The sequence below is a fragment of the Pseudomonas sp. 3B-A001-10F genome, assembly GCF_056313565.1.
In genome coordinates this window covers 26,997-47,546 of the sequence record NZ_JBQYFW010000002.1, presented here as the reverse complement: position 1 = coordinate 47,546, position 20,550 = coordinate 26,997, and the positions used below count along the sequence as shown (strand labels likewise).

The 20,550-nt window shown below is 62.0% G+C and carries 8 protein-coding genes; 5 read left to right on the top strand and 3 right to left on the bottom strand.

The genetic code is table 11. From position 1 onward, the window contains the following. The first annotated feature begins 46 nt into the window (after positions 1 to 46). Positions 47 to 13,045, top strand: coding sequence for a non-ribosomal peptide synthetase (locus tag AC0ZWN_RS02535; protein WP_476333946.1), 12,999 nt, complete (start codon positions 47 to 49; stop codon positions 13,043 to 13,045). Positions 13,046 to 13,227: 182 nt separating this feature from the next. Further along, positions 13,228 to 14,043: an alpha/beta fold hydrolase gene (locus AC0ZWN_RS02530; RefSeq protein WP_476333945.1), complete on the top strand. Its 816-nt coding sequence runs from the start codon at positions 13,228 to 13,230 to the stop codon at positions 14,041 to 14,043. A 151-nt stretch (positions 14,044 to 14,194) separates the two neighbouring features. On the opposite strand, the gene dsbG is transcribed toward AC0ZWN_RS02530, so the two are convergent. The 3 genes from dsbG to dsbD are packed head-to-tail and all read right to left on the bottom strand — an operon-like array spanning position 14,195 to position 17,588. After that, entirely contained in the window at positions 14,195 to 14,965 is a 771-nt protein-coding gene (gene dsbG, locus AC0ZWN_RS02525) for a thiol:disulfide interchange protein DsbG (protein ID WP_034155195.1), read from the bottom strand. Next, complete coding sequence (locus AC0ZWN_RS02520) at positions 14,941 to 15,822, bottom strand: TlpA disulfide reductase family protein (RefSeq protein WP_257355696.1); 882 nt, start codon at positions 15,820 to 15,822, stop codon at positions 14,941 to 14,943. Before AC0ZWN_RS02520 ends, dsbG begins: the two co-directional genes overlap by 25 nt. Further along, positions 15,822 to 17,588, bottom strand: coding sequence for a protein-disulfide reductase DsbD (gene dsbD / locus AC0ZWN_RS02515; protein ID WP_476333943.1), 1,767 nt, complete (start codon positions 17,586 to 17,588; stop codon positions 15,822 to 15,824). Before dsbD ends, AC0ZWN_RS02520 begins: the two co-directional genes overlap by 1 nt. Positions 17,589 to 17,741: 153 nt before the next feature. Between dsbD and AC0ZWN_RS02510 the strand changes: the two genes are divergently transcribed. From AC0ZWN_RS02510 to AC0ZWN_RS02500, 3 genes are all read left to right on the top strand, one after another. Beyond that, positions 17,742 to 18,422, top strand: a complete 681-nt coding sequence (locus AC0ZWN_RS02510; protein ID WP_034155191.1) for a response regulator — start codon at positions 17,742 to 17,744, stop codon at positions 18,420 to 18,422. Beyond that, positions 18,422 to 19,744, top strand: a complete 1,323-nt coding sequence (locus AC0ZWN_RS02505; RefSeq protein WP_093435043.1) for an ATP-binding protein — start codon at positions 18,422 to 18,424, stop codon at positions 19,742 to 19,744. Before AC0ZWN_RS02510 ends, AC0ZWN_RS02505 begins: the two co-directional genes overlap by 1 nt. Positions 19,745 to 19,959: 215 nt before the next feature. Further along, on the top strand, positions 19,960 to 20,445 hold the full coding sequence (locus tag AC0ZWN_RS02500; protein ID WP_095048415.1) for a GNAT family N-acetyltransferase: 486 nt from the start codon (positions 19,960 to 19,962) through the stop codon (positions 20,443 to 20,445). Positions 20,446 to 20,550 lie beyond the last annotated feature (105 nt).

The window sequence follows — 20,550 nt, the reverse complement described above, 5'->3', positions numbered from 1 at the left end:
AGCAAACCCGATTCCATTAGCAAGCCGAATTCAGGCAGGAAACCTCATGACCGACGCGTTCGAACTACCCAGCACCCTGGTCCAAGCCCTCCAGCGCCGCGCGGCCCTGACGCCGGATCGACTGGCCTTGCGTTTTCTCGCCGAAAACGAAGAGCAGGCTGTGGTACTCAGTTATCGTGAGCTGGATGAGCGCGCACGTATGATCGCCGCCGCGTTGCAGGCTGACGCTGAATTCGGCGACCGTGCGGTGCTGCTGTTTCCCAGCGGTCCGGATTACGTCGCGGCATTTTTTGGCTGCCTATACGCCGGCGTGATTGCAGTGCCGGCCTATCCGCCGGAATCCGCGCGCCGTCACCATCAGGAGCGTTTGCTGTCGATCATTGCCGACGCCGAACCGCGTCTGCTGCTGACCAGCGCCGACCTGCGCGACGCCTTGCAGCAGATCGAGGGTGCGCCGCCGTTGTTGTGTGTCGACACTCTCGACAAGACACTGGCGCAAAAATGGGTTGAACCGAGCCTGCCGCAAGACCACATCGCTTTCCTGCAATACACCTCCGGCTCGACTGCACTGCCCAAAGGCGTGCAAGTCAGCCACGGCAATCTGGTCGCCAACGAACTCCTGATCCGTCACGGTTTCGGCATCGACGTGAACCCTGACGATGTCATCGTCAGCTGGCTGCCGCTGTACCACGACATGGGTTTGATCGGTGGTCTGCTGCAGCCAATTTTCAGCGGCGTGCCATGCATTCTGATGTCGCCGGCGTACTTCCTCGGTCGGCCATTGCGCTGGCTGGAAGCGATCAGCGAATACGGCGGCACCATCAGCGGCGGACCGGACTTCGCCTATCGCTTGTGCAGCGAACGGGTCAGCGAGTCGGCGCTGGAACGTCTCGATCTGAGTCGCTGGCGCGTGGCCTATTCCGGTTCCGAGCCAATCCGTCTCGACACCCTTGAGCGCTTCGCCGAGAAGTTCGCCGCATGCGGTTTCAGTGAGCACAGCTTCATGGCCTCGTACGGTTTGGCCGAAGCCACGCTGTTCGTCGCCGGCACCCCGCGCGGCACCGGTATCCCGGCACTGCGCGTGGACGATCAGGCGCTGGCACAAAACCGCGCCGAGCCGGGCGATGGCAGCCCAATCATGAGTTGTGGTATCAGCCAACCGGAACACGCGGTGCTGATCGTCGAGCCGAACACACTCGTCGAACTCGCCGACAACGCGGTCGGCGAAGTCTGGGCCGCAGGCCCGAGCATCGCCCACGGCTACTGGCGCAATCCTGAAGCGAGCGCCAAGACCTTCGTCCAGCACGCCGGCCGCACCTGGCTGCGCACCGGTGACCTGGGCTTCATGCGCGACGCGGAGCTGTTCATCACCGGACGCCTGAAAGACATGCTGATCGTGCGCGGCCACAACCTCTATCCACAGGACATCGAGAAAACGGTCGAGAACGAAGTGGAAGTGGTGCGCAAGGGTCGCGTCGCTGCATTTGCGGTCAGTCAGAACGGCGAAGAGGGCATCGGCATCGCGGCGGAAATCAGCCGCAGCGTGCAGAAAATCCTCCCGCCGGAGGCGTTGATCAAAGCCATTCGCCAAGCCGTGGCTGAGGCTTTTCAGGAAGCTCCGAGCGTGGTGGTGCTGCTTAATCCCGGCGCCTTGCCGAAAACTTCCAGTGGCAAATTGCAGCGCTCGGCGTGCCGCAATCGTCTGGCCGATGGCAGCCTCGACAGCTACGCGGTGTTCCCGTCGAGCACCGCTGAAAGCCAGGACGCAGTCACCAGCGCCTCAGAACTTGAGGGCTTGATCGGCAAGATCTGGGCTGAGCAACTCAACGTCAAACAGGTCAACGCCGACGATCACTTCTTCCTGCTCGGCGGCAACTCGATCGCCGCTACGCAAGTGGTCGCCCGCGTGCGTGAAGAGCTCGCGCTTGAGCTGAACCTGCGCCTGTTGTTCGAAGCTCCGACCCTGGCAGCGTTCGCCGCAGCCGTTGCGCAACAGCAGCAGGACGGCGGCAGTGCCCAAGGTGCAATCTCCGCGTTGTCGCGCAGCGAGCCGATGCCGCAATCGCTGGCACAAAACCGTTTGTGGATCACCTGGCAACTCGACCCACAGAGCAGCGCCTATAACATTCCCGGTGCCCTGCGTTTGCGCGGCGAACTGGACGAAGACGCCTTGCATGCCAGCTTCCAGCAACTGATCGAGCGCCACGAATCCCTGCGCACGCGTTTCTTCGAGCGCGACGGCGTGGCTCTGCAACAAGTGACTGCCGGCACCGAATTCAACCTGCAACTGATCGACATCAGCGACTTGCCGGCGCACGAGCGCGAGGCCCGTGCGCAACAAATCCGCGAAGACGAAGCACGCACCCGGTTCGACCTGGAAAAAGGTCCGCTGCTGCGGGTGACGCTGGTGCGTCTCGACGACGAAGATCACCAATTGCTGGTGACGCTGCACCACATCATCGCCGATGGCTGGTCGCTGAACGTACTGATCGATGAATTCTCGCGCCTGTACGCCGCCGCTTCGCAAGGGCTGACGGCCAACCTCGCGCCATTGCCAACCCAGTACGCCGACTACGGCAGCTGGCAGCGTCAATGGCTGGCGCAAGGCGAGAGCGCGCGGCAACTGGCCTGGTGGAAAGCGCAGTTGGGCGACGAGCATCCAGCGCTGGAACTGGCCACCGATTACCCACGCTCCGCCAAGCAAACTCACAGCGCCGCACGCCACACCGTGCGTCTGGGCGCGAGCCTCAGCGATGCGCTCCGTAACACGGCACAGGCTCAGCAATCGACCCCGTTCATGCTGTTGCTCGCGGCATTCCAGAGCCTGCTGCATCGCTACAGCGGTCAGCGCGACATCCGCATCGGCGTACCGAACGCCAACCGTCCACGCCTGGAAACCCAGGGCCTGATCGGCTTCTTCATCAACACCCAAGTGCTGCGAGCAGAGATCGATTCGCGCCTGTCATTCGTTGCGCTGTTGGCCCAGACCCGCAACGCCGCACTCGGTGCCCAGGCGAATCAGGATCTGCCCTTCGAACAACTCCTCGAAGCCTTCCCGCAGGCCCGCGAACAAGGTCTGTTCCAGGTCATGTTCAACCACCAGCAACGTGATCTGAGTGCGCTCAAACGTCTGCCGGGTCTGCTCGCCGAAGAACTGCCGTGGCACAGCCGCGAAGCCAAGTTCGATTTGCAATTGCACAGCGAAGAAGATCGCAACGGTCGCCTGACGCTGTCGTTCGACTACGCCAGCGAACTGTTCGATGTGGCGACCATCGAGCGTCTGGCCGAGCATTTCAGCAACCTGTTGCGCGACGTCTGCGAACGTCCTGAGCAAGCCATCGGTGATCTGCAACTGCTGACCGCCACTGAGCACGATCAGCAACAACACTGGGGTGTTGCGCCATGCACCCCGGCGCAACAATGGCTGCCAGAACAGCTCAACGAACAGGCGCGCCTGACCCCGGAACGCACCGCGCTGGTGTGGGACGGCGGCAGCCTCGACTTCGCCGAATTGCATACGCAAGCCAATCGCCTTGCGCATTATCTGCGCGACAAAGGCGTCGGCCCGGATGTCTGCGTGGCCATCGCCGCCGAGCGTTCGCCGCAACTGCTGATCGGCTTGCTGGCGATCATCAAGGCCGGCGGCGCCTATGTGCCACTGGACCCGGATTACCCAGCGGATCGTCTGGCTTACATGCTCCGCGACAGCGGCGTCGAACTGCTGCTGACCCAAACCGAATTGCTCGGCCGCTTGCCGGCCAGCGACGGCGTCAGTGTCATTGCCATGGACGCGTTGCACCTGGAAAACTGGCCGAGCCAGGCACCGGGTCTGCACTTGCACGGCGACAACCTCGCTTACGTGATTTACACCTCGGGTTCCACCGGCCAACCGAAAGGCGTCGGCAACACCCACGCGGCACTGGCCGAGCGTCTGCAATGGATGCAGAACACCTACCGCCTCGATGAAACCGATGTGCTGATGCAAAAGGCGCCGATCAGTTTCGACGTGTCGGTGTGGGAATGCTTCTGGCCACTGATCACCGGCGCGCGTCTGTTGATTGCCGGCCCCGGCGAACATCGCGATCCGCATCGCATCGCCCAGCTGGTTCAGGCCTATGGCGTGACCACGCTGCACTTTGTACCGCCGCTGCTCGCGCTGTTCATCGACGAGCCGCTGAGCGCCGAATGCACCAGCCTGCGCCGGGTGTTCTCCGGCGGCGAAGCGCTGCCAGCCGAACTGCGCAACCGCATCCTCGCGCAACTGCCGGCGGTGCAATTGCACAACCGTTACGGCCCGACTGAAACCGCGATCAACGTCACCCACTGGCATTGCACCACTGCCGATGGTGAGCGCTCGCCGATCGGTCGTCCGCTGGGCAACGTGATCTGCCGCGTGCTCGACGCCGATCTCAATCCGCTGCCGGCCGGTGTGCCGGGTGAACTGTGCATCAGCGGCATCGGTCTGGCCCGTGGTTACCTCGGCCGTCCTTCGTTGACTGCCGAGCGTTTTGTCGTCGATCCATTGGGTGAGCAGGGCGCCCGTTTGTACCGCACCGGTGACCGCGCACGCTGGACATCCGATGGCGTCATCGAATACCTCGGCCGCCTCGATCAGCAGGTCAAACTGCGTGGCTTCCGCGTCGAACCGGAAGAAATCGAAGCACACTTGCTCGCCCAGGACGGCGTCGCCCAAGCCGTGGTGCTGGTGCGCGAAACCGCTGCCGGTGCGCAGCTGATCGGCTACTTCACCGCGACCGATGCCAGTGAAAATCCTGACGAGCAAATCACCCGGCTGAGAACCGCGCTGGCCGCCGAGCTGCCGGAGTACATGGTCCCGGCGCAACTGATGCGTCTGGACGCAATGCCCCTGAGCCCCAGCGGCAAACTCGACCGCCGCGCCTTGCCCGAGCCGCAATGGCAAGTGCGTGAACACGTCGAACCGGTCACTGCACTGGAACAGCAGATCGCCGCGATCTGGCGCGAAGTGCTCGGTCTGCCTCAAGTCGGCCTGCGCGACGACTTCTTCGCCCTCGGCGGTCATTCGTTGCTGGCTACGCAAATCATCTCGCGTACTCGTCAGGCCTGCGACGTCGAGCTGCCGTTGCGCGCCTTGTTCGAACACAGCGAACTCGGTGATTTTGCCGAACAGATCCACCTGATCCAGGCCAGCGGTCGCACCAACAAACAGCCACCGATCGACAAGGTTGATCGCAGCCAACCGGTGCCGTTGTCGTACTCGCAACAGCGCATGTGGTTCCTCTGGCAGATGGAGCCGGACAGCCCGGCGTACAACGTTGGCGGCATGGCGCGCCTGCGCGGCGTGTTGCATGTCGAGTGTTTCGAGGCCGCGTTGCAAGCGCTGATCCTGCGTCACGAAACCCTGCGCACCACCTTCCCGAGTGCCGACGGCGTCGCCCGCCAACAAGTGCATAGCGAAACCGGTGTGCGCATGGGCTGGAAGGATTTCTCAAAACTTGCCGCCGATGTGCGTGAGCAAAAGGTTCAGCAACTGGCCGATGACGAAGCGCATCTGCCGTTCGATCTGGAAACCGGCCCGTTGCTGCGCGTCTGTCTGGTGAAGACTGCCGAGCACGAACATTACTTTGTCCTGACCCTGCACCACATCGTCACCGAAGGCTGGGCGATGGACATTTTCGCCCGGGAACTCAGTGCGCTGTACGAAGCCTTCGTCGATGACCGTGATTCGCCGCTTGAGCCGCTGCCGGTGCAGTATCTCGACTACAGCGTCTGGCAGCGCAACTGGCTGGAATCCGGCGAGCGTCAGCGCCAACTCGACTACTGGACCGCGCAACTCGGTCGTGAACATCCGCTGCTGGAATTGCCGGGGGACCGTCCGCGTCCCCCAGTGCAAAGCCATCAGGGTGAGCTGTTCCGTTTCGACCTCAGCGACGACCTCGCCGCGCGGGTTCGTGCGTTCAATGCGCAAAACGGTCTGACCCTGTTCATGACCATGACCGCCGCGCTTGCCACGCTGCTTTACCGCTACAGCGGCCAGACCGATCTGCGCATTGGCGCGCCGGTGGCCAACCGCATTCGCCCGGAAAGTGAAGGGCTGATCGGTGCATTCCTCAACACCCAAGTGCTACGTTGCCAGCTCGACGGCATGATGTCGGTCGGCGAACTGTTCGAGCAGGTGCGTCACACCGTGATCGAAGGCCAGTCGCATCAGGATCTGCCATTCGATCATCTGGTTGAAGCCTTGCAACCGCCGCGCAGCGCTGCGTACAACCCGCTGTTTCAGGTGATGTGCAACGTGCAGCGCTGGGAATTCCAGCAGAGCCGCATGCTCGCTGGCATGACCGTCGAGTACCTGGCCAACGATGCACGAGCGACCAAGTTCGACCTCAACCTGGAAGTCACCGACCTCGACCATCGCCTCGGTTGCTGCCTGACTTACAGCACCGATCTGTTCGACGAGCCGACCATCGCGCGCATGGCCAAGCATTGGTGCAATCTGCTCGAAGCGCTGATCGCCGATCCGCAGCAGCGCCTGAGTGAATTGCCGCTGCTCGATGCGCCTGAGCAACAGCACCTGCTCGACAGCCTCGGCATCGAGTCGGGCGAGCATCGTCTCGATCAGTGCATCCATCACCTGTTCGCCGAACAGGCGCTGGCCCGCAGAGACGCGCCGGCCCTGACCTTCGCCGGGCAGACCCTGAGCTACGCCGAACTCGACGCCCGCGCCAATCGTCTGGCTTGGGCCTTGCGTGAGCGCGGTGTTGGTCCGCAAGTGCGGGTCGGCCTGGCACTGGAGCGTTCGCTGGAAATGGTCGTCGGCCTGCTGGCGATTCTCAAGGCTGGCGGTGCGTATGTGCCGCTGGACCCGGAATACCCGCTCGACCGTCTGCATTACATGATCGAAGACAGCCGCATTGGTCTGCTGCTCAGTGATCGCGCCATGTTCAAAGCCCTTGGCGATCTGCCGCCAAGTGTGGCGCGCTGGTGCCTGGAAGATGACAGCGCGGCACTCGCTGATTACCCGGTCAGCGAGCTGCCATTTATCAGCCTGCCGCAGCATCAGGCCTACCTGATTTACACCTCGGGTTCCACCGGCAAGCCGAAAGGCGTGGTGGTCTCCCACGGCGAAATCGCCATGCACTGCCAAGCCGTGATCGAACGTTTCGGCATGCGCCCGGACGACTGCGAACTGCATTTCTATTCGATCAACTTCGACGCGGCGACCGAGCGTCTGTTGGTGCCGTTGCTCAGTGGCGCGCAGGTGGTGTTGCGTGCGCAGGGTCAGTGGGACGCGGAAGAAATCTGCGGTTTGATCCGCACGTATAAAATCAACGTGCTTGGTTTCACTCCGAGCTACGGCAGTCAGTTGGCGCAGTTCCTCTCAACGCAAAACGAAACCCTCCCGGTGCGGATGATCATCACCGGCGGCGAAGCGCTGACCGGTGAACACCTGCAACGGATTCGCGCGGCGTTCCAACCGGCGATGTTCTTCAATGCCTACGGCCCGACCGAAACCGTGGTCATGCCGCTGGCCAGTCTGGCGCCGGAGGTGCTGGACGAGGGCGCCGGCAGCGTGCCGATCGGCAGCGTGATTGGCGCGCGTGTCGCGTACATTCTCGACGCCGATCTGGCATTGGTACCGCAAGGTGCGACCGGTGAGTTGTTCGTCGGTGGGGCCGGTCTGGCCCAGGCCTATCACGACCGTCCGGGCATTACCGCCGAGCGTTTTGTCGCTGACCCGTTCGCCACTGATGGCGGGCGCATGTATCGCACTGGCGACCTGGTGCGCCAGCGTGCCGATGGTTTGGTGGAATATTTGGGACGAATCGACCATCAGGTGAAAATCCGTGGATTCCGTATCGAACTGGGCGAAATCGAAACGCGTCTGCTCGATCACGACTCGATCCGCGAAGCCGTGGTGCTCGCACTGGATGCCCCGAGCGGCAAGCAACTGGTTGGCTATCTCGTCACCGAGGTTGCTGAGCAAAGTGAAGCCCGTCAGGCTGAACTGCGCGAAGCCCTGAAATCGCACCTCAAGGCGCAATTGCCGGATTACATGGTGCCGACCCACCTGATCCTGCTGGCGAGCATGCCGCTGACCGCCAACGGCAAACTCGACCGCCGCGCGTTGCCGGCGCCGGACCCTGAGTTGAGTCGTCAGGACTACGTCGCGCCGAGTAACGAACTGGAGCAGACCCTGGCGCAGATCTGGTGCGAGGTGCTCAACGTCGAGCAGGTCGGCCTCAACGACAACTTCTTCGAACTCGGTGGCGACTCGATTCTGTCGATCCAAGTGGTCAGCCGTGCGCGTCAGCAAGGCATTCATTTCAGCCCGCGTGATCTGTTCCAGCATCAGACCGTGCAAACCCTCTCCGCCGTGGCCAGCCGCACCGAACAAGTGACGGCCGAGCAAGGTCTAGTGACCGGTGAAACGCGCCTGACGCCGATTCAGCATTGGTTCTTCGACACTGAAATTCCTGAGCGTCAGCACTGGAACCAGGCGCTGTTGCTGGAGCCGACCGTGCCGCTGGAACCGCATCGTCTGGAGCAGGCGCTGCTGGCGGTGATCGAGCAGCATGACGCCTTGCGTCTGCGCTTCACCGAGGCCGACGGCCAATGGCAAGCGACGCATCAACCAGCCTCCGATGCGGTGGTGTTGTGGCAAGTGCGCGTGACCTCGATGGACAAGTGTGAAGCACTGTTCGCTGATGCTCAGCGCAGTCTCGATCTTGAACAAGGCCCGTTGGTGCGTGCCGTGCTGGTCGATGGCCCTGAAGATCAACAACGCCTGTTTATCGCCATCCATCACTTGGTGGTCGACGGCGTGTCGTGGCGCGTTTTGCTCGACGATCTGCAAACCGTGTATCGCCAACTCGACGCCGAACAAGCGGTAAAACTGCCGGCGAAAACCAGCTCTTTCAAGGACTGGGCTGCGCGTTTGCAGGCCTACGCCGGCAGCGAATCACTGCGCGAAGAACTCGACTGGTGGCAGACCCAACTGGCCGGGCCGAACGCTGATCTGCCCTGCGAAAATCCACAGGGCGGCCAGCAGAATCGTCACGCACAAACCGTCAGCGTGCGCCTCGATGCCGAGCACACCAAACAGTTATTGCAACAGGCTCCGGCGGCCTATCGCACGCAGGTCAATGACCTGCTGCTGACGGCGTTGGCCCGAGTGTTGTGCCGCTGGAGCGGTCAACCGTCGGCGCTGATTCAACTGGAAGGTCACGGCCGCGAAACCCTGTTCGACGAGATCGACCTGACCCGCACCGTCGGCTGGTTCACCAGCGCTTACCCGCTGCGTCTGACCCCGCACAACATCGAAGAAGCTGCGGGGCAGGGCGCTTCGATCAAGGCAATCAAGGAGCAACTGCGCGCGGTGCCGCACAAAGGCCTCGGTTATGGCGTGCTGCGTTATCTCGCCGATGACCTCAGCCAGCGCAGCATGGCCGCGCTGCCGCATGCGCCGGTCACCTTCAACTACCTCGGCCAGTTCGACCAGAGCTTCGGCAGTGATGCGCTGTTCCGTCCGCTGGACGAGCCGGTCGGTGCCGCCCACGATCCGCAGGCGCCATTGCCCAACGAGTTGAGCATTGATAGTCAGGTTTACGGCGGTGAATTGCTCCTGCGCTGGACCTTCAGCGCCGAGCGTTATGACGCGCAAACCATCAACGATCTGGCCGACGCCTACCTTGGTGAACTGCAAAGCCTGATCACCCATTGCCTGCAAGACGAGGCCGGCGGCCTGACGCCATCGGACTTCCCGCTGGCCAGACTGACTCAGGCGCAACTCGATGCCTTGCCGGTGCCGGCCGCGCACATCGAAGACGTTTATCCGCTGACGCCGATGCAGGAAGGCATGTTGCTGCACACCTTGCTCGAACCGGGCACTGGCCTGTACTACATGCAGGATCGCTACCGCATCAACAGCGAACTCGACCCGCAGCGTTTCGCTGAGGCCTGGCAAGCGGTGGTCGCCCGTCACGAAGCGCTGCGAGCCTCGTTCTGCTGGAACGTCGGCGAAGACATGCTGCAAGTGATTCATACGCCGGGTCGTACGCCAATCGAATATCTGGACTGGAGCGCCATTGCTGAAAACGAGCAGGAACCGAAGCTGCAAGCCCTGCTGAAAAGCGAGCGCGAGGCCGGTTTCGATCTGCTCAATCAGGCGCCGTTCCACTTGCGCCTGATCAAGGTCGGCGCGGCGCGTTACTGGTTCATGATGAGCAACCACCACATCCTCATCGATGCCTGGTGCCGCTCGTTGCTGATGAACGACTTCTTCGAGATTTACACCGCGCTGGGTGAGGGTCGTGAAGCGCAACTCGCCGTACCACCGCGTTACCGCGATTACATCGGCTGGCTGCAGCGCCAGAGCCTCGCCGAAGCGCGGCAGTGGTGGCAGCAGAACCTGCAAGGGTTCGAGCGCACCACGCCGATTCCGAGCGACCGTCCATTCCTGCGTGAACATGCCGGTGAAAGCGGCGGCATGGTCGTCGGCGACCGCTACACGCGCCTCAATGTCGAGGACGGTGCGCGTCTGCGGGAACTGGCGCAGGCCCATCAACTGACCATCAACACCTTCGCCCAAGCGGCGTGGGCGCTGGTGCTGCGCCGTCTGAGCGGTGATCGTGACGTGCTCTTCGGCGTTACCGTGGCCGGGCGTCCGGTGGACATGCCGGAGATGCAACGCACCGTCGGTCTGTTCATCAACAGCATCGCGCTGCGGGTGAAAATGCCCGGGGACGATCAGCGCAGCAGCGTGCGTCAGTGGCTCAGTGGTTTGCTCGACAGCAACATGCAGCTGCGCGAATACGAATACCTGCCGCTGGTGAACATTCAGGAACAAAGCGAACTGCCGAAAGGCCAGCCGCTGTTCGACAGCCTGTTCGTCTTCGAGAATGCCCCGGTGGAAGTCTCGGTACTGGACCGCGCGCAGAGCCTGAATGCGACCTCGGATTCAGGCCGTACCCACACCAACTTCCCGCTGACGGCGGTGTGTTACCCGGGTGATGACCTCGGTCTGCACCTGTCGTACGACCAGCGTTATTTCGACGAATCGACCATCGAGCGCATGCTCGGCGAGTTCAAACGCCTGCTGCTGGCGCTGGTCGATGGCTTCCATGGTGATATGGCCGACCTGCCGCTGCTAGGCAGTGAGGAACAGGACTTCCTGCTCCACGGTTGCAACCAGAGTGCCCACGATTATCCGCTGGAGCAGAGCTACGTGGCGCTGTTTGAAGCGCAGGTTGTCGCGCATCCGCAGCGCATCGCCGCTACGTGCCTTGATCAACAACAGAGCTACGCCGAGCTGAACCACAACGCCAACCGTCTCGGCCATGCACTGGTCGCCGCCGGTGTGCAGATGGATCAACCGGTGGCCTTGCTCGGCGAACGCAATCTCGATCTGCTCGGCATGATCATCGGCAGCTTCAAGGCTGGCTCGGGTTATCTGCCGCTGGATCCGGGCCTGCCGAGCCAGCGTCTGCAACGCATCATCGAGCTGAGTCGCACGCCGGTGCTGGTCTGCTCCAAAGCATGCTTTGAACAAGCGCAGACTTTGCTGGATGAATTCAGCTGCGCCAATCGCCCGCGCTTGCTGGTCTGGGAAGAGATTCAAGCGGCAGCGACAGCGGCGCAGAACCTTGGCATTTACAGCGGCCCGGACAACCTCGCTTACGTGATCTACACCTCGGGTTCGACCGGCCTGCCGAAAGGCGTAATGGTCGAACAGCGCGGCATGCTCAATAACCAGTTGAGCAAGGTGCCGTATCTGAACCTGAGCGACGCCGATGTGATTGCGCAGACCGCATCGCAAAGCTTCGATATTTCGGTCTGGCAATTCCTTGCCGCGCCATTATTCGGCGCGCGGGTGGACATCGTGCCGAACACCATCGCCCACGATCCGCAAGGTTTGCTGGTGCATGTGCAAGCGCAGGGCATCACCGTGCTGGAGAGTGTGCCGTCGCTGATTCAGGGCATGCTCGCCTCGGAGCGCCTGAGTCTGGATGGCTTGCGCTGGATGCTGCCGACCGGTGAAGCAATGCCGCCGGAGCTGGCGCACCAATGGCTGCTGCGTTATCCGGAAATTGGTTTGGTCAACGCGTACGGCCCGGCGGAGTGCTCGGACGACGTGGCGTTCTTCCGTGTCGACATGGCGTCGACGCGCGGCAGTTACTTGCCGATCGGCACGCCGACCGACAACAACTTGCTCTATCTGGTCGATGGCGCGCTGGAACTGGTGCCGTTGGGCGCGGTGGGTGAGTTGTGTGTTGCCGGGACCGGCGTCGGGCGCGGCTATGTCAGCGATCCGCTGCGCACCGCGCCGGTGTTTGTGCCCAACCCGTTCGGTGCGCCGGGCGAGCGTCTGTATCGCACCGGTGACCTGGCGCGGCGTCGCAGCGACGGTGTGCTGGAGTACGTTGGCCGGGTCGATCACCAAGTGAAGATTCGCGGTTATCGCATCGAGCTGGGTGAGATCGAAGCGCGCCTGCATGAACAGCCGGAAGTGCGCGATGGCGCGGTCGCTGTGCAGGAGGGCGTCAACGGTAAACACTTGGTCGGTTATCTGGTTGCGGCCGATTCAGCACTCAATCCGAGCGAACGCCTGGAGCGGATCAAGCAGCGCCTGCGCGCCGAACTGCCAGAGTACATGGTGCCGCTGCACTGGTTGTGGCTCGAGCAAATGCCGCTGAATGCCAACGGCAAGCTCGACCGCAAGGCCCTCCCGGAGCTGGAGATCGGCCTGTTGCAGAGCGAGGATTATCTGGCCCCGCGCAATGATCTTGAACAGACGTTGGCTGATATTTGGGCCGAGGTGCTGAAGGTCGAAAAGGTCGGTGTACGCGACAACTTCTTCGAGCTGGGCGGGCATTCGTTGCTGGCCACGCAGATCGCCTCGCGGGTGCAGAAAACCCTGCAACGCGATGTGCCGCTGCGGGCGATGTTCGAGTGCAGCACGGTGGAGGAGTTGGCTGAGTACGTCGATGGATTGGCGGCGAGTGATATCACCGAGGAGAAGGTTGATCGGTTGAATGATCTGATGGCGGAGCTGGAGGGCCTCTGATTCTCTAGTGCCTGCACTGGCCTCATCGCGAGCAGGCTCACTCCTACAGGGGAACGCATTCCAAAATGTAGGAGTGAGCCTGCTCGCGATGAGGCCGGTACATTCATGTACATTTCCAAGGTTGACGATAAAGAACCGGCAGCTCAGTCTGCCGGTTCTCTTTTTTGTCGCGGGGGTGGTCGATGCCTTTTTTCACGGTGGACGGACAAGCGCTGCATTACATTGATCAAGGCACTGGTCCGGCAGTTTTGCTGGCCGGCAGCTATCTGTGGGATCACGCGATGTGGGCACCGCAGATCGCCGCGTTATCGCCGCACTATCGGGTGATTGCACTGGATTTGTGGGGCCATGGCGAATCGGGACGGTTGCCTGAAGGCACGACATCATTGGATGACATTGCCAGTCAGGCGCAGGCTCTGCTCGATCATCTGGATATCGACCGCGTCACGCTGGTTGGCCTGTCGGTCGGCGGCATGTGGGGCGTGCGTCTGGCGTTGTCGGCACCGCAGCGGATCAACGGTCTGGTGTTGATGGATACCTACGTCGGCGTCGAACCGGAGCCGACTCGTCAGTACTATTTCTCGCTGTTCAAACAGATCGAAGAAAGCGGAGAGATTTCCGAGCAACTGCTCGATATCGTCGTACCGATCTTCTTCCGCCCGGGCATCGATGCGCAGTCGGCGCTGTATCAGGATTTCCGCGCGAAACTGGCGGCGTACTCTGCGGATCGGCTGCGCGAAAGCATCGTGCCGATGGGGCGAATCACCTTTGGCCGTGATGACTTGTTGCCACGGTTGGGCAAGTTGAATGCGGCGACCACGCTGGTAATGTGCGGCGATCAGGACAAGCCGCGACCGCCGTCCGAAGCAAAGGAAATGGCCGAGTTGATCGGTTGTCCGTGGGTACTGGTGCCGGAGGCGGGGCATATCTCCAATCTGGAGAATCCGCAGTTTGTCACCGAGGTGTTGTTTACCTTCCTCAGCGAGCGCAACCGTTAGACCGAGTAATCATTCTTCGTCGGAACGCCGCCCGGAGACAAGCTCGCTCCCACAGTGACCGCATTGAACACAGAGTCTGTGAACACATTCGATCCCTGTGGGAGCGAGCCTGCTCGCGAAGGCGTCATTTCAGGCGCCAACAAACCCGGAATTATTTAGGCCCGAGAATCTTCGCCAACTTGTCCGGCGAAGGCGCACCTTGCTGCTGTTGCAACTCACCCTTGTCATCCATATAGAAAATCGCCGGCGTCGCCTGCAAGTCGAGGTCTTCCATCAACTGCATGTTGGCCGCCAGTTTGGTCTGCACGGCCGCCGGAATATCTTTCAGCGCTTTGAGCGAGCTGCCCTTGCCAGCCTTTTCGTGATCTTCCAGGGCCTTGGCCGGATCTTTCGCGGCCAGCAACGCGGCGGATTTGCCCGGGCTGTCCTCGCGGATGATGCCAACCATGATGTGCCGCAGTTGCACCTTGCCGGCCTTGACCCATGGCCGTGCCTGTTCCCAGAACATGTTGCAGTACGGGCAGTTCGGATCGCTGAACAGGTACACCGTGCGCGGTGCATCCTTGTTGCCGTCCTGAATCCAGTTGCTCGCCTCGAATTTGGCCCAGACTTCCTTGGCCATCGGCGCATAGACCAGTTTTTGCAGTGGCTCGCTGCTCAGGTCTTTACCGTCGGCGTCGTACAGATTGCCCAGCAACACGTGTTTGCCATCCGGGGTCAGGTACAGCGCCATGCCGCGATTCTGATATTGCGCCGCATACCCGCGCAGGCCATCGGGGGCGTCGAACTGGCCGACGATTTTCGCGCCTTTGGCTTCGATCTGCTTGATCGCCGCGGGCAGTTCTTCAGCAGCCTGCACCGACGGCAAGTGCAGCAGGGCGGTGCCCAGAGTCAGCGTCAGCAGGTGGCGGAGGCGGGGCATGGCAGTTTCCTTGCAGAGGTGGCCGGTGCAGTGGCCGGGTTCGAATTCGGGGTTGGGGCGGCGAAGTTTTCCAGCGCGCGCGCCAGGCTGGCGTTGGACAGCTCACCCAGGTGGCTGGTCAGCAGCCGACCGTCAGGGCTATAGAACAGCGTAGTCGGCAATGCCATGGAACCGACGGCCTGACCCAGCCGACCACTGCGGTCGAACAGCACGTTATTGAGGCTCAGGCCCTGGGTTTCGAGAAACGTCGCCACGCTCTGCATGCTTTCGGCCTGATTGACGAACAGGAAGGTCAGATCCGGGCGTTGTTGCTGAGCGCTTTCCAGCACCGGCATCTCGCGCCGGCACGGCGGGCACCAGGTCGCCCACAGGTTGATTACCAGCGGGCCGCCCTGATAGTCGCTGAGCTGGATGGTTTCCCCGGCCGCATTGCGCAGAGAGATGTCCGGCAGTCGGGTGCCTTGTTCGTAGAGGTTCAACGACAGTGTCGCCAACAGCCAGAACGCCAGGCCGCTGGCCACGCCAAACCCCAACGGGCGACGCAGCCCTGGACGCCGCCAGCCGCGATACAGGGCGACCAGCAACAATACGATCACCCCCGGCCAGGCGAGGAAACCACCGTCGCGCAAATCGATGATCTGCCACGGGTCATTGCGATAGTGCGACCAGTACAGCAGCACAAAGGCAATTCGCGCCGCGAGCATGCCCAGCAGAAACAGGCTGAACAATGCTGACTCGGGGTTATCACCGCCACGCTTGGCCACCCGCCAGCCGACAAAGGTTGCCAGCGCCAGGGCACTGATCAGCAGCAGGTGGTTAAGCGCGATGGCAAAGGTGCCGAGGGTGAAAGTCAGCATTAATGGGCATCTCGGGTGGCAGTCCAGTGTTGCAGGAATGTCTCGGCGTCGACTTCGCCGGTGATGCGCTGGCTGCGGCGCTCCAGACCATCAGCACCGATCCAGATGAACGTCGGCGGTCCCGGCACTTTGTAGCGGCTGAGCAGTTCAGCGCTGGCGGCATTGTCGTCGGTGACATCAAGCCTGAGCAGGCGCACGTTGCTCAGCGCCTGCATCACGTTGTCCTTGCCAAACACCTGCTTCTCCATGATCAGGCAAGACTTGCACCAGTCGGCGTAGTAATCGAGCAGCACCCACTGTCCCTGAGCCCTGGCGGCATCGAGTTCGCGTTGCAGCGCCGCCGGCTCCTTGATCGTGGTGAACGCTTCATGACCCGAAGGCGCGGTGGCGCCAGCACGACCGGCACTGTAGACCTGCAACGGTTGATACGGATCATCGCTGCCGCCCGCCGCACCAATCACCAGCAAACTGCCCCACAGCCCGAGCAGCAGCGAACTGGCGCCGAACAACTGCGCAACGCGGCCAAAACCTTCGGACTGTTTCCAGGCGCAGAACGCGGCGATCAACAGCAGCGCGCCGCACAGGCCCAGCCATAACGACGCATCCAGCACCGGGCGCAACATCACCAGTGCAGTGGCGAGGAAGAAGAATCCGAACACGCCTTTGAGCAGGTTCATCCACGCACCGGGTTTGGGCAGGAAGCCATTGCCAACGGTCACCAGCAACAGCAGCGGCACACCGATGCCGATGCCCAGCGAAAACAGAATCAAACCACCGTGCAGCGCGTTGCCGGTCTGCGCGATATACAGTAAGACACCCGCCAGTGGCGCGGTCATGCACGGGCCGACCAGCAGACCGGACAATGCACCGAGCGCTCCGGCACCGATCACGCTGCCACCGCTGCGACTGCGCGAGGCGTGTTCCAGGCGATCGCGCAGGGCCACCGGCAATTGCAATTCAAAGAAGCCAAACATCGGCAACGCCAACACCACGAAGATCGCGGCAAAGGTCCCCAGCAGCCATGGATTTTGCAACCAGGCCTGCAGGTTCGCGCCGAGCAGCGCGGCAATCACGCCCATCGCTGCATACACCAGCGCCATGCAAATCACATAACTGCCGGCCAGTACGAATCCGCGACGCGGAGTGGCACCACTGCCGACGACCATACCGGCCAGAATCGGCAGCATCGGCAATGAGCACGGCGCAAATGCCAGCAGCAAGCCGAAACCGAAAAACGCCAGCAAGCTCCAGCCCAACGCGTGTTCTTGCAGGCTGCTGGCCAGGGCTTGATCCGGTGCCTGGTCGTTCGTTGTCGTTGTTACCGCTGTTGTCGCCGGTGTTGTCGTGGCTGGCGCTTTACCGCCCAGGTCGATGACCCGGGTTTGCGGTGGATAGCACAGGCCGGCGTCGGCACAGCCCTGATAGCCGACCTTGATCTGCCCCGTGGCCGAGGCTGGAATTTTAATTTCCAGCCCTTGGCGATAGACCGGTTGCTCACCGAAAAACTCGTCGCTGTGGGATTCGCCTTCAGGCAGCGCGGGCTGTTGCTCTGCGCTCAGCCCTTCGAATTTCAGGCGTTTCTGATACAGGTAATAACCGTCGGCGATTTGCCAGAACAATTGGGTCTCACCGGATTCCAGGCGCTCGGACGTCAGCACGAATGCCTGGTCGACCAGGAGAAACTCCGGTTTTGTCTCAAATGGATTGTTCCCGGCGTGGGCCAGGCTGGAGATCAGCAGAGCAAACAAAAGAAAAAAATGACGCATGGAGGAGCCTTGTCCCTGTGCAAGTGAGGTGCACAATGGGCGGCGGCGATTAACCGATGATTAACCGCCACGCCCTTGTCGCTGTGACGTTCGGGGCATAATGTCAGCTTAATCGGCCAACTGCCTAATCGGCTTTTTTCTACGGGACTCACCATGCACGTACTGGTTTGCGAAGACGATGAACTGATCGCCAGCGGTATTGTTGCGGGACTCAGTGCCCAAGGCCTGACCGTCGAACACGTCAACACGGCATCGAAGGCCCGCGCGATACTTAAAGTCGCCGAATTCGACGTGATGGTGCTCGATCTTGGCCTGCCCGACGAAGATGGCCTCAAGTTGCTGCAACAACTGCGTCAGAGTGGCCTGGAGATTCCAGTGCTGATCCTGACCGCGCGCGACTCGGTCACCGACCGCGTTGATGGCTTGCAGGCCGGGGCTGACGATTACCTGCTCAAGCCGTTTGATCTGCGCGAACTGTTCGCCCGCCTGCAAACCCTGTTGCGCCGGGTTGCCGGGCGCAGCGTCAACCTGATCGAGCATGGCGCGCTGACGTACGATCCGAGCAGCCGCGAAACCACCCTGGCCGGGCAACCGGTGGACTTGTCGCGCCGCGAGCAATCGCTTTTGCAGGCGCTGCTGCACAATCGTGGCCGGGTGCTGTCCACCGAGCAGTTGAAGGACAGCGTCTACGGCTTCAACGATGAACTGGAAAGCAACGCGCTGAACGTGCACATCCATCACCTGCGCAGCAAACTGGGCAAAGGCATCGTCGAAACCGTGCGCGGTCTGGGCTATCGCCTCGGCCCGGCCGACGGTGGAGATCAAGGCAAGTGATGAGCCTGCGACTGCGCCTGAGCCTGACCCTCGGCGCTGCGTTTGCGCTGATCTGGGCGCTGGCGGCGGCCTGGATGCTCAGTGACCTGCGCAATCAGATGATGTTCTCTCTCGACCAGCGTCTGGTGGCCTCGGCGCGCATGGTCGCCGGGCTGCTGGAACAGTTGCCGACGCTGCCGAGCAAGGGCGAGGGCACGCATTTCAGTGCCGAACAACTGAATATCCCCGGTGGCATGGCCTGTCAGGTCAGCTCGTTGCGCGGGGAAATACTCGCGCGCAGTCACAATAATCCCGAACAAGCGCTGGAAGCCGAGAAAATGGGCTTCCATGACCAGATGATCGATGGCGCGCCGTGGCGCAGCTTCACCCTGGCGCGGGGCGATGTGCGCATCACCACGGCCGACCGGCAGATTGAGCGCGAAGCCCTGAACATGTCGATCCTGCTGGCGGCGTCGGTGCCGGTGGGCGTGGCGCTGCTCGGCTGCCTGTGCCTGTTGTGGCTGGGCATCGGCCAGGGGCTGGCGCCGCTCAACCGTCTGCGTGAGGCGCTGATGCGGCGCAATGCCGACTCGCTTGAGCCGTTGCAGATCCAGACCTTCCCCAGCGAATTGAAGCCGCTGCTGGAAACGCAAAATCAGTTGTTTCAACGCATCGGCAAGACCATCGAGCGTGAGCGCCGTCTGACCGGTGACGCGGCACATGAACTGCGCAGCCCGCTGACGGCGATCAAGACCCACCTGCAAGTTGCGCGCATGACCGATGGCAGCGCCCGCGATCAGTCGCTGGCGCGGGCCGAGGAGGGCGCCGATCGCTTGCATCGCACCCTCGAACAGTTGTTGTTGCTGGCGCGGGTCGAGGGCAGCCTGTCGTTCGATGACGGTTCGCAGTGCAGCGCCGAGCAAGTGGCACGCCTGGCGATCCAGGACGCCACCGGTGGCGAGCACCAGCGCATCAAACTGCAACTGCCGGCCGGGCTTAGCGCTGCACCGCTGCACATGCCGGCGGTGCTGTCGATCGCGGCGCTGCGCAATCTGCTCGACAACGCCTTGCGCCATACCCCTGAGGACTGCGCAGTCGAACTGAGTCTGGAAACCATTGGCAACCGCGTGCGGTTTGTCGTGCGTGATCATGGCCCGGGCATTGCACCGGATGATCTGCAACACCTGACCCAACGCTTCTGGCGCAACGGCCAGAGCACCGGTTGCGGCCTTGGCCTGGCGATTGTTCAGGCGATCGTCCAGCGCTGCGACTGCGCCCTGCATTTCGACAGCCGCCCGGATGGCCTGCGCGTCGAACTGACCATGCCGTTGCAACCTGTCTGACCTGACCACAAATCCCCTGTGAAAGCGAGCCTGCTCGCGAAGACGGCGGCACAGTCAGCATCCAAGTGGCTGACAAAACGCGTTCGCGAGCAGGCTCGCTTCCACAAGGGCGGATGTTTTGGCACATCAAATGTAACTTTTCGACATTCGCTATCCGGCAGGGGTGGGGGTAAGGTCAACGCAGCTTTGACTCAATGGATTGAGGGAATTGCGCCATGGAAGCACCCATCTGCATTCGTCCCGCCACACTGGCCGACGCCGGCATCATCAGCCGCATCATCGAACGTTCGATCCGCATCGGTTGTGCACTCGACCACCGCAACGATCCGACACGGGTCAGCACCTGGATCACTCAGCAATCCGCCGACTTCATCAGCGCCCGCCTCGCCGACCCGCACTTCTATTTATGCATGGCTTTACTGGCGGACAAACCGGTCGGAGTCGGCATGGCACAGGCCAGTGGTGACATTTCCCTGTGTTACGTGCAGCCGGAATCCTTTCGCCGGGGCGTCGGGCGCGCGTTGATGCACGATCTGGAAGGCTGGTTGCGGGTTCGCGACGTTGCTCAAGCGAATCTCAACAGCACGCGCACCGGTCGTGCTTTTTATCGCCGTCTGGGCTATCGCGAGTCAGCGCCGCCCGTCGAATACCAAGGCGTGCAGACCCTGCCCATGCACAAGTCGTTGGCAGCGCCGGCCTGACAACACGATCACGGGCTAAATCCTCAGGCCCCTTAAGCGTTTCCAGAACAGGAAAACCTGCAAGTGCGCCCCGCGATCGGAATGCGCACCTGTCCGGTGTGCTGT

Excerpts from the sequence above, each read along its gene's own strand:
- AC0ZWN_RS02535 (WP_476333946.1), top strand. The coding sequence starts at position 47 with ATGACCGACGCGTTCGAACTACCCAGCACCCTGGTCCAAGCCCTCCAG.
- AC0ZWN_RS02530 (WP_476333945.1), top strand. The coding sequence starts at position 13,228 with ATGCCTTTTTTCACGGTGGACGGACAAGCGCTGCATTACATTGATCAA.
- dsbG (WP_034155195.1), bottom strand. The coding sequence starts at position 14,965 with ATGCCCCGCCTCCGCCACCTGCTGACGCTGACTCTGGGCACCGCCCTG.
- AC0ZWN_RS02520 (WP_257355696.1), bottom strand. The coding sequence starts at position 15,822 with ATGCTGACTTTCACCCTCGGCACCTTTGCCATCGCGCTTAACCACCTG.
- dsbD (WP_476333943.1), bottom strand. The coding sequence starts at position 17,588 with ATGCGTCATTTTTTTCTTTTGTTTGCTCTGCTGATCTCCAGCCTGGCC.
- AC0ZWN_RS02510 (WP_034155191.1), top strand. The coding sequence starts at position 17,742 with ATGCACGTACTGGTTTGCGAAGACGATGAACTGATCGCCAGCGGTATT.
- AC0ZWN_RS02505 (WP_093435043.1), top strand. The coding sequence starts at position 18,422 with ATGAGCCTGCGACTGCGCCTGAGCCTGACCCTCGGCGCTGCGTTTGCG.
- AC0ZWN_RS02500 (WP_095048415.1), top strand. The coding sequence starts at position 19,960 with ATGGAAGCACCCATCTGCATTCGTCCCGCCACACTGGCCGACGCCGGC.